Annotated in this window: 2 protein-coding genes; both read left to right on the top strand. The window is 41.9% G+C overall.

Annotated features, from left to right (window positions below):
• The first annotated feature begins 23 nt into the window (after positions 1-23).
• Positions 24-9,134, top strand: a complete 9,111-nt coding sequence (locus tag H6G92_RS01330; RefSeq protein ID WP_190889942.1) for a non-ribosomal peptide synthetase — start codon at positions 24-26, stop codon at positions 9,132-9,134.
• A 76-nt stretch (positions 9,135-9,210) separates the two neighbouring features.
• Positions 9,211-20,316, top strand: coding sequence for a non-ribosomal peptide synthetase (locus H6G92_RS01340; protein WP_242059024.1), 11,106 nt, complete (start codon positions 9,211-9,213; stop codon positions 20,314-20,316).
• Positions 20,317-20,378: the final 62 nt, after the last annotated feature.

Consider the following 20,378-nt stretch of genomic DNA (forward strand, 5'->3'; position numbering starts at 1 on the left):
TTCTTCACAAACGAATTTGATTTATGGAAGTTTATGTATTGCCTCTATCTCTCTCTCAAAGGCAACTTTGGTATCAGGAAATAGTCTCTTCTGGTAACATTGCATATAATATTCCGATCGCCTTGCGTTTATTGGGTAATCTTGAACGAGTATCGCTGGAAGATTCTTTCCGTAAAATTATCAACCGTCATGAAATTCTCCGAACAACGTTTGCTCTAGAAAATGGGGAACCTGTTCAATTAATTCATCCAGAACAGGAATTTGATCTCGAATATAAAATAATAGAATCACTTTTAGATAAACAAGCAGAAAATCTCAAAATAATTTTAGAAGCAGAATCGCGTCGCCCTTTCAACCTCGTCAAAGGGCCATTGATGAGAGCGATTTTGTATCAAATATCAGCACAAGAGCATATTCTCTTAGTGAACCTGCATCATATTATCAGTGATGGCTGGTCTTTAGGAATATTTGTTAAGGAACTGACCGAATTTTATAGTGCTGCTGTTCAAGGTTCACAAGTTTCTTTGCCAGCATTACCAATTCAATACGGTGATTATGCTGAATGGCAACAAAATTGGCTGCAAGCAGAGTCAATCCAACAACAATTATCTTACTGGGAACAAGCACTAAAATCACCTTTGCCGGTGCTTGATTTACCTCTAGATAAATTACGTCCAGCATCACAAACTTTTAATGGCGCAGTGTTGCGCGAACCTCTGTCAGCATCTCTCACTGCTTCTTTAGAGGCATTAGCGAAATCAGAAGGTGCTACCTTTTTTATGGTAGCATTGGCAGCTTATCAAGTTTTACTATTTCGTTATTCTGGTCAAACCGATATTATAGTCGGTAGTGCGATCGCTAATCGCAAACGTAGTGAAATTGATCACCTCATTGGTTGTTTTGTTAATACTTTACCCCTACGCGGCGATCTTTCTGGACAACCTTCATTTTGCCAATTTCTGCGCCGAATATCCCAAACCTGCGTTGAAGCTTACACTCATCAAGATGTCCCCTTAGAACTCCTGATAGAGAAGCTGAAAATTAAGCGCGACCCTAGTCGTTCACCCATTTTTCAAACCCTTTTCGCCCTGCAAAATGCACCCATCGGCGAAATTCAATTACCAGGAATCACTGTTACACCTATCTATATAGATAATGGTGGCGCTAAATTCGACCTCAGTTTGATGTTAGAACCTGCTGCTGAGGGATGGCTAGTAGCACTGGAATATAATACCGACTTGTTCACACCCGAAACAGCCCAGCGGATACTAACTCATTATCAACAAATATTAATCGCTGCCGTTAATACCCCTGATCTTAGCATTAACGCTTTACCGCTGTTAACAACCAGCGAACGACAGGAACTTTTAGCCTTAGGTTATACATCAGAATATACAAAATTCGAGCCAACAGATTTAGTTGAACTTTTTATTAAAAGCGCCCACACTCATAGCGATAGAATTGCTCTGATTGCATCAGACAAAAAATTAACGTATCAAGAATTAGACCAACGCTCCAACCAACTAGCTGCTGTTTTACAACAAAAAGGAGTAACTACCGAAACACGAGTAGGCATTTTTCTAGAACGGAGTGCAGAGTTAGTAATTTCCTTACTTGCAGTCCTCAAAGCAGGTGGTACTTATGTACCGCTAGACCCTCAATATCCGAGCGATCGCCTACGTTTTATTGCGGAAGATAGTGGTATTATTTTGTTGTTAACAGCAGAAGCTTTGGTATCTGCAATTCCGGTGGTGGGAACCGAATTATTGGTGATTGACAAGATAGAATTCTCACCAAATGTAAACTTTGCTTCCCAAATTATCCCTAATCAAGCAGCCTACATTATTTATACCAGCGGTTCCACAGGAGAGCCAAAAGGTTGTGTAGTAACTCACAACAACGTTGTCAGACTCATGCAAAATACAGCAGTGTGGTTTGACTTTAATGAAAATGACGTATGGACACTGTTTCACTCCTTCGCTTTTGATTTTTCCGTTTGGGAAATTTGGGGAGCCTTGGTATATGGTGGCAAACTAGTTGTAGTTCCTTATTTAGAAAGTCGTTCTCCCGAAGCCTTTCGCACCCTTTTACAACAAGAAGGCGTTACCATCCTCAATCAAACTCCTTCCGCTTTTCGCCAACTTATTCGAGCTGATAGAGAATTTGCAGACACACTCGCTTTACGAGCAATTATTTTCGGTGGGGAAGCATTAGAATTACAAAGCCTCAAGCCGTGGATAGAACGCTATGGCGTTCGCAATCCACGTTTGATTAATATGTATGGGATTACAGAAACCACCGTTCACGTTACTTATCGTCCCATTCTAGAAGAGGATATTTTACAAAATCGCGGTAGCGTCATTGGTGTACCCATCCCAGACTTATCTCTCTATATACTAGATGATGTCTTAGAACCCTCACCCTTTGGTGTCCCAGGAGAAATCTATGTGGGTGGGATGGGTGTATCTAGAGGATATCTCAACCGCACAACATTGACAGCAGAAAGGTTTATTCCCGATCCATACAGCCAAAAACCGGGAGCTAGACTCTATCGTACAGGGGATTTGGGCCGACGTTTGCCCAATGGCGATATTGAATATCTGGGACGCTGCGATTTGCAAGTGAAAGTACGCGGTTTTCGCATTGAATTAGGGGAAGTTGAAGCCGCTTTAGCCGTACTTCCACAAGTAACAGAAGCGGTAGTTATTGTCCACTCAGAAGCTGAAAAAGATCAGCGTTTGGTGGCCTATATTGTACCGAATGGTCAAACCGATCAAAATCAGTTGCGGACAGCCCTAAAAGAGCGTTTACCCGATTATATAATTCCGGCGGCCTTTATGTTGTTGGATGCTATGCCCTTGACCGCCCAAGGTAAAATTAACCGCAAAGCATTACCTGCACCAAATTGGAATCAAGCTACTGTTAGACGCAGTTTAATACCACCACAAACTGATGCTCAAAAGGTAATTTGTCACGTTTGGGAGCAAGTTTTAGGTTTAGATTCTATAGGGATTGAGGATAATTTTTTCGATTTAGGTGGTGATTCCATCTTGGCGTTGCGAGTCGTCACCGAAATGCGCCGCCAAGGGTGGATATTAACGCCAAAAGAAATATTTCAGGAACAAACAGTCCAGCGATTGGCTATTGTAGCGCAAATGATGCGAACGCCAGCACTACCAACTGCGATCGTTGCAGGTGAAGTTCCCCTCAGTCCCATCCAAAAATGGTTTTTTAACCTCAATCTTCCCAATCCTCACCATTGGAATCAAGCCATACTTTTGGAAGTCCATCAATCCTTAGAAGCGACAACAGTTGCAGCCGCGATTCAAGTTATTTCTTCACATCACGATAGTTTGCGATTACGGTTTCAAGAAGAAAAAGGAGTTTGGCGACAGTTTTATACAGAAAACGAAGCCGCCTTTTCTTGGGAAATAGTTGATTTAGCTCTAGAAACAGAGTCTGAACAAAATATTACCATGCGGGAAGTTGGGGAACGAGTACAGCGATCGCTTAATTTAACTAACGGCCCCCTGGCTCGTGCTGTTTGGTTTAATTTGGGAGAAAATCGCCCATCTCGACTCTTAATAGTTATTCATCACTTGATTGTTGATGGTGTTTCTTGGCGGATTTTACTTCAGGATTTAGTAGAAGCAATTAGTGATATCCAAATTTCATCACCTCCAACATCTTTCCAACAGTGGAGTCAATTTCTCCACACCTTTGCCAACTCAACAGATATCCAAGCAGAAACACAGTTTTGGCTAGATACTATCAAAGGAGAAACTGCGAAATTACCTCTAGATTTCGCCAACTCTTTGACAGACAACTTAGAGTCATCTGTTAAAACAGTTTCCTTGAAATTAACCAAAGAACAAACTCAGATATTTCTTACTAAAGCCAATAAAGCTTACCGCACCCAACCCCAAGAATTATTAATCGCCGCTTTAGGTAAAACTTTGAGGAATATTACCCAAGGGCAAACATTGCAAATTCTCATGGAAGGGCATGGTAGAGAAGAATTATCCTCAGATTTAGATATTACTCGCACCCTTGGCTGGTTTACTACTCTTTATCCTCTGCGTTTAGAATTGCCAGCCAGTAATTTAGAGACAGATATAATTAAAACCGTCAAAGAACAACTGCGTTCCATTCCCCAGCGAGGGTTTGGTTATGGTCTTTTAAGGTATCTCAATAACGAAACAGCTAATAGTTTTGCTGAAGCTTTCCCAGCACCCATTAGCTTTAATTATCTTGGTCAAGTGCGAAGCGAAAGTGGCAAAAATACGTTGTTTCACTTACTAAATGAAGAGATAGAAGTAACACGAAATCCAGAAGGTTTGCGCCCCCACATCATTGATATTAACAGTATTGTCGTTGAAGGAGAATTGCGCGTTGATTGGTTGTATAGTTCCAGCTTGCATAACCAAGAAACAATTGTTAAATGGGCTGGTGAGTTTCAACAAAATCTGCTAGATATCCTTAACCATTGTAGAGAAATAGGTATAGGTGGATATACACCATCAGATTTTCCTTTAGTTAGGATTCCCCAATCTTATATAGACATTCTGCAAAACAAATATTCCAAGTTAGAAGATATTTATCTCCTATCTCCTTTGCAGGAAGGGATGCTATTTCACAGTATATATAACCCAGAAGAGGGAATTTACTTTGAACAAGTAACAGGCAAAATCATTGGTAAATTCGATGTTGAAAATTTTAATTTTGCTTGGCAAGCCGTTGTAGATAGACATCCAATTTTACGTAGTGCCTTTGTTTGGGACAATCCAGATTCGCCTCTGCAAATTGTTAGTAAATTTATCCAATTTTCCATTTTACAACAAGACTGGCGCGATTTATCACCTGCACAGCAAGAGGATAAACTTCAGCAATATCTGATAGAAGATCGTCAAAATGGATTTTTATTGGATAGATGCCCATTGATGCGGTTTAGCGTCATTCAGTTAGATAATTTTACCTGGCAATGGGTTTGGAGTCATCACCATATCATCCTTGATGGCTGGTCACTACCATTAATATTTAAAGAAGTTCTCGCTATTTATCAATCAACCTGTCAACGAGTTCCCCATTCCCTACCTCCCGTTCCACCTTATCGCAATTATATTCAGTGGCTAGCAACTCGAAATCGGGAAGAAGCCAAGCAATTTTGGCAGGAAACGCTGGATGGTATTAATACATCCACTCGCCTATCTTGGCAACTACCAGAAGAGGAATTAGTAACTAATTTATCTGCCTATGCGGAAGTAGAATTACGCCTAAATCAAGCAGAATTTGCCAAATTACAAAAGATGGCAAAAAACCATCGATTAACATTGAATACTCTAGCTCAAGGTGCTTGGGGACTTTGTTTACAAAAACATGGCGCGGGAGAAGATGTACTATTCGGTGTAACCGTTTCTGGACGACCGCCGGAACTTGCAGAAGTCGAAAATATGGTGGGGTTATTTATCAACACCTTACCAATGCGAATTCGCCTCAATCCAACAGTAACCGTCGCCGCTTGGTTAGAAAATATTCAACAGCATCATGTGCAGATGCGAGAATATGAATATAGCAAGCTGACGGATATCCAAAAAGGAATTGCGCTGGCGGCGGGAGAATCATTATTTGAAAGTATTTTAGTCTTTGAAAATTACCCCGTTGACCAAAGTTTAAAAGAACAGGGACAAAATTTCCGAGTTGATAATATCCAGTTTTATGAACGAACTAATTACCCCTTGACAGTCGGTGTAATTCCAGATGATGGATTGCTGTTAAAGCTGAATTACCAAACAAAAATCCTGTCTGCAACAGCCGCGGAAATTCTGCTGTCACGCCTGCGAAATATAATGATCAATCTGGCTGAAAACCCGGATTTTGTGTTAGGTAAAATCCAGGCTTTATCAGCACAAGAGCGGATGAGCAATGAAGGGAATGCTAATGCTATTGCTTGGGGAAATTTCCGCACGGCTCATCAGTTGTTTGAAGACTGGGCAGATTTACATCCTAATGCTGTGGCGTTAGTTTGTGGCGATGATGCAATTACCTATGGTGAATTAGAAAAACGTGCCAATCAATTAGCCGCTACCTTAATCTCAACCAACATTGGCTATGAATCAATTGTCGGTTTATATTTTCACCCTGACCTAGACTTTATTATTGCCCTGCTGGCCGTGTTGAAAGCGGGGGCGGCTTTTCTCCCTCTGGATCGCAGTTATCCCGAAACGCGGCTGCAATTCATTGTAGAAGATAGCCAAACTCGTCTGATTCTTACAAAAGAAGCCCCGCCACCAGGATTATTTCCAAGTGATATTAAATTGATAATTATTGGAGATGAGGGGGAAAAATCAATACCTCATGTTTCTAATCGTCCTAATTTAAAAGTTAGACCAGAAAATCTCGCCTACATTATTTACACCTCTGGTTCCACAGGTAAACCGAAAGGCGTTTTAGTGTCTCATGCAGGGATTCAAAATCTGGTATGTAATCAAACTGCGAGTTTCGGTGTCACAGCCGAGAGTCGCGTTTATCAATTTGCTTCTCTGAATTTTGATGCTGCAATTTCTGAGATTTTTATGGCTTTGGGTAGCGGCGCAACTCTATATCTGCAAGAAAAGGCAAATCGTTCTCCTAGTTCTGCTCTTTGGGAAGCGTTAACCAATTGGCAAATTACTCATGTCACTCTTCCCCCGTCACTGCTAGCCGCCATTGAACCTGCAAATTTACCGCAATTGCAAACCTTGATTGTGGCTGGGGAAGCGGCTTCTGGAGATTTACTCCGGCGCTGGGGTGGAGAGAAACGCGCCTGTTTTAACGCCTATGGCCCCACAGAAGCAACAGTCTGCGCCAGCTTGATGAATTGTTCCCATTTACTCGGTGAACCCAGCATTGGGAAAGCGATCGCTAATGTCGAAATTTACCTCCTAGACTCCTTTTTAGAACCAGTGGCTTTGGGTGTAACTGGAGAAATCTATATTGGGGGAATCAGTTTAGCACGAGGCTACTTACATCGCCCCAGCTTAACAGCAGAGGCATTTATACCCCATCCCTTAGCCAAAACACCGGGAGCTAGACTTTACAAAACAGGCGATCGCGGCGTTTACGACTTGCAAGGAAACATTCGCTTTATGGGTCGGCAAGATGCTCAGGTAAAATTTAACGGTTATCGGATTGAATTAGGGGAAATTGAAGCTGCTTTAACCAGATACGCCACAGTAGACAGTGCAGTGGTAATCCTGCGCCAAGACCTCCCAGGACGCAAGCGGATAGTAGCTTATGCTCTCACACCCAAGGAAAACCCACCGACTACCAACGAATTACGGGATTATTTAGCAGAGGTTTTACCAGCTTATATGATTCCCAGTGCTGTGGTGTTAGTCACACAATGGCCCCTCACCCCCAACGGCAAAATTGATCGTCAAGCCCTTCCTGCACCCGAAATACCAACAACCCCAACCATACCCAAAACTCAAACAGAGGAGATATTAGCCCAAATCTGGACAGAAGTGTTGGGGTTAGAAACCGTTAATCCCGATGATAATTTCTTCGGGTTGGGGGGAGACTCGATCATTAGCTTGCAAATCGTTTCTCGCACCCGTGCTGCTGGCTGGGAGATTAGCCCCAAAGACATATTTGAAGCTCAAACCCTGTCCCGACTAGCGGCGAGAGCCAAACCATTAACACCCGGTGAGTCGCGCCGCCCTGATGAACCGTTAACTGGTACTGTTGCTCTGTCACCCATCCAGCATTGGTTTTTTGCTAAAAATTGGACTCATCAACATCATTGGAACCAAGCGATCGCTTTGAATATTAAGGAACCATTGAAAATCGATGCATTAGCGATCGCATTAAATGCTTTGGTTGCTCACCATGATGTTTTGCGATTAAAATTCTCTGAACATCAAGGACAATGGGAGCAATCTTACTCTGGGCTGGCTGAAAGTCCCCCGTTGCGGCTCGAAGACTTTAGCAACTATCCGCCCCAAATACAGCAAAATACTTTAACTGCGATCGTGGAAGCAGAACACGGGAGTTTCCAATTAGACCGCCCGCCGTTGTTACGAGTGTTATATGCCACAAATATCACCGAATATGGAAACGTTCTGTTGCTCTTCGGACATCATTTAATTCTAGACGGGGTATCCTGGCGGATTCTGCTGGAAGATTTAAACCAAGCCTACCAACAAGCTATAGATAACCAGCCTATTTTCTTACTTCCGAAAACATCCTCTTATCGAGAGTGGACTACATCTTTGCAAATTCTGGCTGACTCAAATGAATTCATTAAAGACATTCCATTTTGGCAAAATATTCTCTCTACTCCTGTCACTCCATTACCTGTTGATTATCCAGCCATCCCTGGAAGCAACACAGTAGATAGTACAGCCATAATATCTTGCCAACTTTCCCCAAAAGAAACAAATACTCTTCTCAAACAAGCAACCGCCACCTATCATGCTGGCGTGCAAGAAATCATGCTAGCTGCATTACTAAAAACGCTAACCGACACTTACAAATCGGATAGTTGGCTAATCGATTTAGAAGGACATGGACGAGAAGAACTAGCTAGTGGATTGGATCTTTCCAGAACAGTTGGCTGGTTTACATCTCTTTATCCAATTATTCTGAAACAACCGATCAAAAATGCAGATCAGGATGTGTTGCTTAAAGAAATTAAAACTCAATTACGAGGAATTCCCCATCATGGTATCAGCTTCGGGTTGCTGCGTTACATCAGCCAAAATCAAGCTTTACAGGAAATGCTAGACACTGTACAACCAACTGGCATTAGTTTCAATTATTTAGGGCCAACTGACAACGTGTCAAAAAGCAATAACCTATTCAATATCAGCAATGCTCCTACAGGAACAGGATTATTTGCTGAACAAGAACGTCCCCACTTATTAGCAATTAATGCTCGCATCCAAAATGAATGCTTGCAAGTAGACTGGTCTTACAGCCAGCAGATTCATCATCGACAGACTATCAATAACCTTGCAGAAACTTATCTGAATAACCTCCGCTTATACTTAACAGATTCAACATCCACCAATTCCTCATTTTATAGTGCTACCGACTTTCACTTAGTTGATTTATCGGAAAATGAACTAGATTCAATTTTAGAAGATTTAGAATAACCGCTCCGCATCTACATAAAAAACAATCCAGTTCAGTGAAGTATTATTTTTTTATTAAAACAGGATTATTATAATTATGAACCTAAAAGATAAAATTGAAGATATTTTTCCCCTCACACCCTTACAAAAAGGATTATTATTTCATTCCCTATACGAACCAGAATCTGGCATTTACTTTGAGCAATTTCATTGCCGTTTAGAAGGAAATGTTTCTGTAATTGCAGTCCGCCAAGCATGGCAAACTTTAGTTGACCGCCATCCAATTTTACGGACTGCGATTATTACCAAAGGGCAAACTGAACCCGTACAAGTTGTTTTCCGCAATCTCGTATTTAAGATAGCAGAAAAAGATTGGCGTGGTTTAAGTAACTCCGCCCAAAAAACCCGCCTGAGAGAATTTCTCGAATCAGATAGACGACAGGGATTTATTCTTAATCGTCCGCCTTTGATGCGGGTAACCTTAATTCGTCTAGGCGAAGACTGCTGGGATTTAGTTTGGAGTCACCACCATCTAATTTTGGATGGTTGGTCTTGGCCGATACTACTACGTGAATTCTTGATGTTACACAAAGCAGCTAAAGAAAATGTAGAAATTTCCCTACCAACTGTACGCCCTTACGGTGATTTTATTGCTTGGTTAAAACAGAAAAATCCCCAAGAAGGTGAATCATTTTGGCGTGAATATATGAGTGGCTTTGAAAGTGCTACTCCCTTATTAATCTTGTCCAAAGCAAAGCTAAGTAGTGCTTTTGAAAGTGGAGAAATAAAACATCAATTATCGCCCGAAAATACTGATTTATTGCATAAATTAGCCCGTAATTGTAGCGTCACCCTCAACACTGTGATTCAGGGGGCTTGGGCGATATTACTTAACCGTTATAGCCGCAATACAGACATAGTTTATGGAATTACAGTAGCGGGACGACCCCCAGAACTACCAGAAGTAGAAGGGATGATTGGCCCTTTTATTAACACTTTGCCGTTTCGCGTCTTAATATCTGGCGAAAAAACCCTTGATTCTTGGTTGCAAAACCTGCAAGCACGCACAGCTTTAATGCGTCAGTTTGAACATTCCAGCCTATCAGATATTCAAGGATGGAGTGATGTTCCACGAGGACAACCACTATTTGAAACTTTGCTGGCTTTTGAAAATTTTCCGGTTGATAAATCGTTAAAAACAGCAGATTTTGGGTTGAATGTTCCTGAGTCGTCTTTCTTTGAAACTACCCATTATCCCTTGACTTTAGTGGTTGTTCCGGGGGATGGACTCTCACTCAAATTGAGTTACAATGCGAGTCGCTTTGATGCGGTGGCTATGGAATTATTGCTAGAGCAATTCTGCCATCTATTGTTTAACATGGCAAATAATGCTCAAGCACCTTTGCAGTCTTTGTCGCTAATTGGTCATAAGGAATCGGTAATTAATAACAGGCTAATTACCAATTACGAATCACCAATTACCATCAGGGAAATGTTTGCAGAAACTCTAAGCAAATATCCAGACCGCATTGCTTTGACATTTGAGAATGAAAGCTTTACCTATGAAGAACTAGACCGCCGTTCTCACCATCTTGCTCAATATCTCCAAAAGCAAGGTATTGGTGCAGATAAACGCGTGGTGATTTGTCTGGAGCGCTCTCCAGAACTGATTATAGCTATGTTGAGTGTAGTTAAGGCAGGGGGTGTTTATGTTCCTGTTGATCCGACTTATCCTCGCGATCGCATCGAGTTTACCATTTCTGACTGTGAAGCGGAATTAATTCTCACCACAACTACCATCAGTCCCCAACTTCCAGAATCCCCACTCAAAATTTGTCTCGATGGGGAAGATGCGCCCTATTTAACTGAAAGCAATGAACCTTTGATAGAAGATACTCTTGACCCTAACTCAGGGGCTTACATTATCTACACATCTGGTTCGACAGGGAAACCCAAAGGCGTGTTAGTCACCCAGCACAACGTTACCCGACTATTCCGCAGCACCCAGCAATGGTTTGAATTCAACGAGCAGGATGTTTGGACATTCTTCCATTCCTTCGCCTTCGATTTTTCCGTTTGGGAGATTTGGGGAGCTTTGCTTTATGGCGGGCGACTGGTAATCGTTCCTTATTGTGTCAGCCGTAACCCCCAAAGCTTCCTTCAGCTGCTTCACAATGAGGAAGTTACTGTCCTGAATCAAACTCCCTCTGCTTTTGTTCAATTACTAGCAGCAGAATCGAGTGTGAGAGAGATTGTCTCGCCCCTACGGTACATCATTTTTGGCGGCGAAGCCCTGAATTTACCAAGTTTGCGTCCCTGGTTTGAACGTCATGGAGAAAATCAGACGCGTTTGGTGAATATGTACGGGATTACAGAGACAACAGTCCACGTCACCTATAGAGTAATTAGCAAAAAAGATATAGACGACTCATCTGGTAGCTTAATTGGTCAACCAATCCCCGATTTACGTCTCCATATCCTGGATTCTGATGGTAATCCCCTACCAACTGGAGTGATTGGTGAAATTTATGTTGGGGGGGCTGGAGTGGCGCGTGGTTATCTTAATCGACCAGAATTAACCGCAGAACGCTTTGTAGAAGATGCTTTTACAGTAGATTCACTATCGCGCTTGTATCGCACTGGTGATTTAGCGCGTTTTCTCCCTAACGGCGATTTGGAATATCAGGGACGCATAGATTATCAAGTGAAAATTCGCGGTTTCCGCATTGAAATTGGCGAAATCGAAGCCGTTATTTCCCAGTTCCCTGAGGTGCAGGAAACTATTGTTCTAGTTCATTCTGAAGCCCAAAGCAATCTTGACAATTCAGGTTATGTGGAAAAGCTAACGCGAAACCTAACCCCCCAGCCCCCTTCCCTTGTAGGGAAGGGGGAGAATTCAAAGCCTCTCTCCTTGCAGGAGAAAGGTTTTCCAGAATCCATGAAAAGTCTGGAAAGCAATCAACAACGCTTAATTGCTTATGTAGTTTGTACTCCTGGAAAGCAACCAACCATCGAAACACTGCGAAATTATTTGCAGCAGCATTTGCCAGATTATATGATACCGTCGCAGATTGTTTATTTGGAACAATTACCACTGACAGTCAACGGTAAAATTGATCGCAAAGCGCTACCCGCACCAGAAATTAAACGGGAAAATCTTGAAGTTGCCTTTGTTCCTCCCGCTACACCCATCGAGGAAATTTTAGCTGACATTTGGCAACAAGTTTTAGGTATAAATCGCATCGGACGATTTGATAATTATTTTGTTTTGGGTGGCGATTCTATCCGCAGTATTCGCGTTGTTTCGCTCGCACAAACTCAAGGATTGAACTTAAAATTAGAGCAAATTTTTGCCCATCCTGTGCTGTTGGATTTAGCCACATTGTTGGCAAAATCAGAAGTAGTAGACAGCGATAAGATTGATGAAAAACCCTTCGCTTTAATTTCACTTGTAGATAAAGAAAAGCTCCAAAATTGGGCTGAGGATGCTTATCCTTTAGCACAACTGCAAGCAGGAATGCTCTTTCATGGTGAATATTCACAAAGTTCTACAACTTACCATGATGTTTTCAGCTTCCGAATTCGTATACCTTTTGATCTCAAAGTTTGGGAAACAGCTTATACCCAAATGTTTGCCAGACATCAAATATTACGGACGGCATTTTATTTAGCTGAATTTAGCCAACCGATTCAGGCAGTTGTTAAAGAAGTAACTCCTAAAGTTGTTTTTGAGGATTTAACTAATTTATCGCCCTCTGCACAAGATGATTATGTAAAAACATTTATTGCCAACGAACGGGAAAATCGCTTCGATTACAAGAGTGCGCCATTAATGCGTTTTCATATTCATCTACTCGATGATAATGTGATGCAAGCATCTTTTACTTTGCATCATGCCATCATGGATGGATGGAGTTTAGCTAACTTTTTATCAGAATTAACAGGCTTATATCTATATCTACTTGATTGGGGTGTACCTGCGCCACCAACTCCACCAGCTTTGAAATACTCTAGGTTTATTACCTTAGAAAAACAAGCTTTGGTTGATAGTAATCAGCGAGAGTTTTGGCAAAATAAACTGGCGGAAATTTCCTTCACTAGACTACCAAGGTGGCCGGGTGTCGTTCTCCCGGAAACAAAAATGGGGAAATTTGATCTCACTTTATCAGAAACAATTTCCCATAATTTAAAAGCTTTATCTAAGCAATTGGGTGTTCCTCTAAAAACGTTATTACTAGCAGTTCATCTCCAAGTTCTTGGTTTTTACTCTGGCGACACAGAAGTGGTTACTGGATTGGTGAGCAGTGGTAGACCGACAGAAACTGATAGCGATCGCGTTTTAGGACTATTCTTAAATACATTGCCATTACGCTTGTCTTTACCAAGAGGTTCTTGGGTTGATTTGATTGCAGAAACTTGGCGGGCTGAACAAGAGTTAATGCCAAATCGTCGGTTTCCTTTGGCAGAATTGCAAAGGTTAAATGGGAATCAACCTTTATATGAAAGTTCCTTTAATTTCGTTCATTTCCACGTTTATCAAGGACTGCTCAATTGGCGGGAAGTAGAATTAATCCAGGCGGAGTCTTTGGATGAAACAAATATTCCTTTTGCTGTCAGTTGGAGTGAGGAAGTAGGTGCAGGACTTCTTTCGTTTAATATCACCTATGATCGTCAACAATTTGATGATGAGCAAATCAAGAATGTTGCTAACTATTGCCAAATAAGTTTAGAGTTGCTAATTGCAAATCCACAGGCTCATCGTGAATTAAGTATAAATAGTTCAATTCAAAATCCCCAATTTTCAATCCCCAATTTTCAATCCCCAATACATGAAATTTTCGCCCAACAAGCAGCAGAAAATCCTGATTCTATCGCTGTTATTTGTGAGGGAGAAAGTTGGACTTATGCCCAATTGAATCAAAAAGCCAATCAGTTGGCGCGATTTTTGGGTGAGTTTGGTATTAGTGTAGAACAGCCTGTGGGTATTTGTTTGGAACGTTCTTTAGACATGGTTTGCGCTATGTTGGCGGTTCTGAAGGCAGGTGGTTGCTATGTGCCAATTGACCCTGATTATCCGGCTATGCGTATTCAGTCGATGTTGGAGGATGCTAATGTTAGTTTGCTGCTGTCTCGTTCTAATTTAGAAATGTGGAATGGGAAAAACGAACCGCAGAGTAACGAGAGTAAAACAAATTTTTTGGATGATTTTTGTCAAGTTATCTGTGTTGATATTTATAGAGAAGAAATTGCAGTTCAATCTGTTGAAGATTTAGAAATTCAGGTTTTGGCTGACAATATCGCCTATATCATATTTACATCTGGTTCTACTGGACGACCGAAAGGTATTGCGATTTCCCATCGGGCTTTGGCCCAGCATCAGGCTTGGTTTTTAGAGACTTTTGGGGTGAATTGTGAGGATGTAGTCTTGCAAAAGACACCATTTAGCTTTGATGCTTCGGTGTGGGAATTCTGGACACCTTTGATGGTGGGGGCTAAACTCGTGATGGCGAAGCCGGGAGGTCATAAAGATCCGGCGTATCTAGTCAAAACTATTCAGCAAGAAAATGTGACTTTGCTGCAATTGGTACCGAGTCTTTTAGAAATGCTCCTTGGTGAACCGGGATTTTCTGAATGTTCATGTCTGCGTTTAGTTTTTAGCGGTGGTGAAGCGCTGAAAAGACGGGTGTGGGATGAGTTTAGAGAAGTTGCATCTAAATTGGTGAATCTTTATGGCCCCGCGGAAACAACTATTGATGTTGCTTTTCATTGTTGTGGAGAAAAGGAAATTACCGAGGTAATTCCTATTGGCAAACCAGTCAGCAACACTCGTTTATATATCCTAAATTCTCATCTGCAACCTGTGCCTATTGGTACACCGGGTGAATTATTTGTGGCTGGCTCCCAATTAGCCCGTGGTTACTGGAATGCCCCAAGCATGACCGCCGCGAGCTTTTTACCCGATCCTTTTGTTGAAAATGCAGGCAGTCGGATGTACCGCACAGGCGATCGCGCCCGGTATTTACCTGATGGTAGGATTGAGTTTCTAGGACGTGCAGATCAACAAGTCAAAATTCGAGGTTTCCGCATCGAAACTGGCGAGATTGTGGCAGCTTTAGAAAAACAAGCTTGGGTAGTTCAGGCTGTAACCAAAGCTATTGCTACTCCTGGTAAACCCAATCGACTAGTTGCTTATCTGGAACTGAAAACACCACCAACATCCTGGCAAACAGTTTTGCGATCGCAATTATCTGCCCTGCTCCCTGATTATATGATTCCTTCGGTGTTTGTCAGTCTTGATGCTTGGCCGTTACTGCCTAATGGAAAAATTAACCTTAACGCTTTACCCGCTCCTGATGAAGAGAATATCATAGCCCGTGAGGAATATATCGCCCCACAAACCAAAACTGAAGAGATTTTAACTAAACTTTGGCAGCAAGTATTACAAGTATCCCGTGTGGGAATTAAAGATGACTTCTTTGAGCTGGGAGGAGATTCGATTCTTGCCCTGCAAATTATTGCTAAAGCACGGGATGCTGGACTTTATTTCACGCCACAAGATTTGTTTAAAAATCCCCAAGTTGCAGCACTTACACCTCATATTAAAACAACAGCAAAATTACCCAATGCTTTATCAATTCCTGTAGGTAGTGAAGTAGCACTAACTCCTATTCAGCAATGGTTTTTCCAGCAATCCTTAGAACATCCTGAATACTGGAATCAGACGGTTTTATTGGATGTCAAACCGGGATTTAATGAGTCACATTTTCAAACTGCATTAAGTCGTATTGCCGCAAGTCACCCAGCTTTTCGCCTGCGATTCCGCCAAACCGAAGCTGGGTGGATACAATGGTTAGATGATGATAGTCATGTTTTAAATTTTGATATTGTTAACCTGACTGCTATTTCTCAAACAGAATTACAAAAAGTTGCCAGTCAATTTCAAGCACAACTTAATTTAGCCACTGGGCCTCTCTTTCGCGCCGTCTACTTCCATACTGATGAGAATAAATCCGATAAGTTACTGCTAATTATCCATCACCTCATCGTTGATGGTATTTCGTGGCGCGTCATTTTGCAAGATTTAGCGATCGCTTGTGATGCTTTACAAAAGGAACAGGAAATTTCCTTATCTGCTCATAGTGTCGGTTTCCCACAGTGGACTCAACATTTACACACCCTAACTGAAAATTCTGATTGGCAAGACGAAGTAGCTTTCTGGAAAACCCAACAAGTTGCTAATTCAGAATTACCCCTTGATTTTCCTGATGGCATAGCAGAGAACACAGAAATTTCTGCCACTCAAATAGAATGCAATTTCAGCGAAGATGAAACTGATAGTCTCCTTTATGAACTACCACGCACTCACAAAGTCAGGATTCAGGAAGTTTTGCTGGCAGTTCTTTTAGAAGTGGTGACAGAATGGACAAATGAATCAAAAATATTAATTGCCCTAGAAAGTCACGGACGAGAAAGCGATTTTACTGCCATTGATGTCTCTGATGCTGTGGGATGGTTTACATCTCTTTTCCCCTGCAAATTAGAGAAATCTCAAAAGAGCCAATTCAGCAATTTAGAAAGCGTCAAAGAACAGTTGCGGAACTTGCCAAATAATGGCTTTGCTTACGGTATCCTCTCTCAAAAATCAGAATTCGCATCTATCTTACCGCCAATTCCCCAAGGCATCCTGTTTAACTATTTGGGGCAATTTGATGAAAACCTTTCCCAAGCAGCACCCTTTACCCCAGCGAACGAAGATGCCGGACTATCTCGACACCCACAAAATAGGCGGGCTTTTCAACTAGAAATTACTAGTTTAATTGCTAATGGCAAACTCCAAATGCGGTTTGGTTTTAGCAAAGCTTTACATCGAGAAGAAACGATTCGCCGTTTAGCAGATAGTTTTTCTAAACATTTACAGACTTTGTTAGCAACTAGCCGCCATCAAGAATACAGTTTAACATCTGCTGATTTTCCCCTCGCTAACCTTAATTCAGAACAACTGGTTATTGCTTTGGTGCGAACTACTGATGTGGAAGATATTTATCCTCTATCCCCTGTTCAGGAAGGAATACTTTTCCATGCAAATTATGAATCAGAAAAAGATATTTATCTGCAACAGGTGAGTGGTGAAATTAAGGGTTTTCTAGACGTAGAAACTTTTAAAAAAGCTTGGGAATCTTGTATTAACCGCCATCCTAGTTTACGCGCTTCCTTTGTCTGGCGCGATTTACCCCGACCGTTGCAACGCATTCACCGCCGAGTCAATTTGCCCTTTGTCTACGAAGACTGGCGCGGATGCGATATTAATGAAGTAGCAATGAAATGGTCAATTCTGTTAACAACAGACCGCCACCAAAGCTTTTCAACAGAAAGGGCCCCACTGATGCGGATGACGTTAGTGAGAACCCAAGAACAGAAATGGCAATTTCTCTGGACTCACCATCATCTCCTTTTGGATGGTTGGTCATTACCGCTAGTTTTCCGGGATGCGATCGCATTTTACCAAGCTAAAACAGAACGCCCAAATTTACCACAACCACCCATCTACCGAGATTTTATTGCTTGGTTGCACAAACAAGAATCTGGTTTGGCAGAATCTTTCTGGCGCAAAGAATTAAGCGGTTTCCAGGAAGCAACTACTTTTGGCATTAAAAAACACTCTTATGATGATTACCAAACCTTACAAACTACTATCTCCAAGGAGATTTACACCCAACTGAAAGCCTTTGCTCAAAAGAATCAAGTAACTTTAAATACTTTAGTGCAAGCGGCTTGGGGCATTCTTTTGAGCCGATATAGTGGTTCTGAAGATGTGGTTTTTGGTGTCACTGTGTCGGGACGTACTACCGAATTATCGGGTTTTGCAGAGATGGTGGGTCTATTTATTAACACCTTACCCTTGCGTCTGAAATTAGATGCAGCCACACCCTTGAAACCGTGGTTAATAGAATTGCGCGATCGCATCTCGGCAATTAATCAATATTCCTTCACTCGTTTAGTAGATATTCAAGGATGGAGTGACATTCCCAGAGGAGAACCGTTGTTCGAATCCATTGTGGTTTACGAAAATTACCCAGTGGAAGAAAGCCTGCGTCAAAATCCCGGAGAACTGGCGATCCATTCTGTTGAATCTTTGGAGAAAAACCATTACCCCATCAGTCTATATGCCTTACCAGGAGATGATTTGACGCTGAAAATCGCTTTTGGGCAGCAGATTGGGAGTGCAAAAACACGAGGAGATATATTACATCATCTAACCCAGATATTGACCAGTTTTGTTACCGAAAAACCGCAATTCATTGGTGAAATTGGTTTGTTATCGAAAGCGGAATTAGGTAAGGTAAATTACCCATTACCCATTACCCATTACTCCAATACTCCAATACATGAATTATTCAGTCAGCAAGCCGCTCAAACTCCCGATGCGATCGCTATTTTCCCCTCCCTAACCTACGCAGCTTTAGAATGCAAATCTAACCAAGTTGCTCACGCACTACTGCAACTTGGTGTGACGCGAGAAACCTTAGTGGCGGTTTGTTTAGAACGTCATGCAGGTTTGCTAATAGCATTGTTAGGAATTATGAAAGCAGGCGCGGCCTATGTACCACTAGATCCTACCTTCCCGCGCGATCGCCTGGAGTGGATGCTTGCAGATAGCGTGGCGGCTGTAATCATCACCGAAGATCAACTTGTGTCAGCGCTTCCAGCATCATCAGCAAAAGTTCTGTTACTAGATTCGGTTTCGACCCAACCAGATACCGCACCACCTGCGGTTGCTGGTAACAATCACTTAGCTTACGTTATCTATACATCCGGTTCCACTGGACGACCTAAAGGAGTACAAATTCAGCATGAATCTTTGGTGAATTTCCTCCTCAGTTTCCAAGAAAAACTGCGACTGACTGCTGCTGATACCCTAGTTGCAGTAACTACAATTTCTTTTGATATTGCTGGACTAGAACTTTTCTTACCATTAATTAGCGGTGCAAAATTAGTCCTAGCTGACAAGGAAACTACCAGAGATGGATTTAAGTTAGCTCAACTAATGCAAACATCCCAAGCCACGGTGATGCAAGCCACTCCAACTACCTGGAGATTGCTCTTGGCTGCTGGTTGGCAACCAAATGATAGTTTTCGCATCCTCTGCGGTGGAGAAGCTTTGCCAGTTGATTTAGCCGCCTCTCTTCTCAACTCTCAGGTGAATCTGTGGAATGTTTACGGGCCGACGGAAACCACAATTTGGTCTACCGTCAAAGAAATTAAGCTGCAACAGGATGCACATTCCATAGGTAGTGGAATTGCCAACACATCAATTTATATTTGGGATAATGCTGGTAATCCTGTTCCAGAAGGGGTTGTAGGTGAGTTGTTGATTGGGGGAGCAGGATTAGCACGAGGTTATCGCCAAAGACCAGATTTGACGGCGGAAAGATTTGTTCCCAATCCCTTAGCCACAAATCCCGGTGAGCGATTGTATCGGACTGGTGATTTGGCGCGTTGGCTACCCAATGGTGAAATTGAATTTTTGGGACGCATCGATTACCAGGTTAAAATCCGTGGTTTCCGTATCGAACTAGGGGAAATTGAAACCGTTTTAGAAACTCATCCTGCGATCGCACAAGCTATTGTCCAAGCTATTGACGATACTGTAGCAGGTAAAAAGCTTGTTGCATATCTAGTTGTCAAATCTGAAGCTGAAAAACCCCCTCTCGAAACTTTGCAATCATATACGTTGGCAAAACTACCCGATTATATGCTGCCTGACTCTTGGGTGTTTCTAGATGCGATGCCTCTAACACCTAATAATAAAGTTGATCGCCTTGCTCTACCCTTACCAAATCAGTTTGATCATCAAGTTGATTATACAGCGCCGACAAATGCGATCGAAGAAGCATTAACCTATATTTGGCAAGAAATTCTGCAAGTCGATAAGGTGGGAATTATGGATGACTTTTTCCAACTGGGCGGACATTCTTTATTAGCCGCTCAAGTTCATGCTCGCATTAGAAAAGTATTTTTGATTGATTTAGAACTACGAGAACTTTTTGATACGCGAAGAATTGAAAAAATGGCACAACTTTTATTAGCGCGAGAGCCTCAAGTGGGACGCACTGAAAAAATAGCGAAAGCGTTTTTACGTCTCAAACAAATGACACCAGAAGAAAAGGCTAAACTTCTCCAAGAAAAACGTAAAAAGGATTGAAAAAAGGCTGAATTGTCATGTTTTTAAATCAAGGACAACAGTAAATTTCATGTTATTCACCA

The organism is Nostoc foliaceum FACHB-393, assembly GCF_014698505.1.
Classification (GTDB): Bacteria; Cyanobacteriota; Cyanobacteriia; order Cyanobacteriales; family Nostocaceae; genus Nostoc; species Nostoc foliaceum_A.

Excerpts from the sequence above, each read along its gene's own strand:
- H6G92_RS01330 (WP_190889942.1), top strand. The coding sequence starts at position 24 with ATGGAAGTTTATGTATTGCCTCTATCTCTCTCTCAAAGGCAACTTTGG.
- H6G92_RS01340 (WP_242059024.1), top strand. The coding sequence starts at position 9,211 with ATGAACCTAAAAGATAAAATTGAAGATATTTTTCCCCTCACACCCTTA.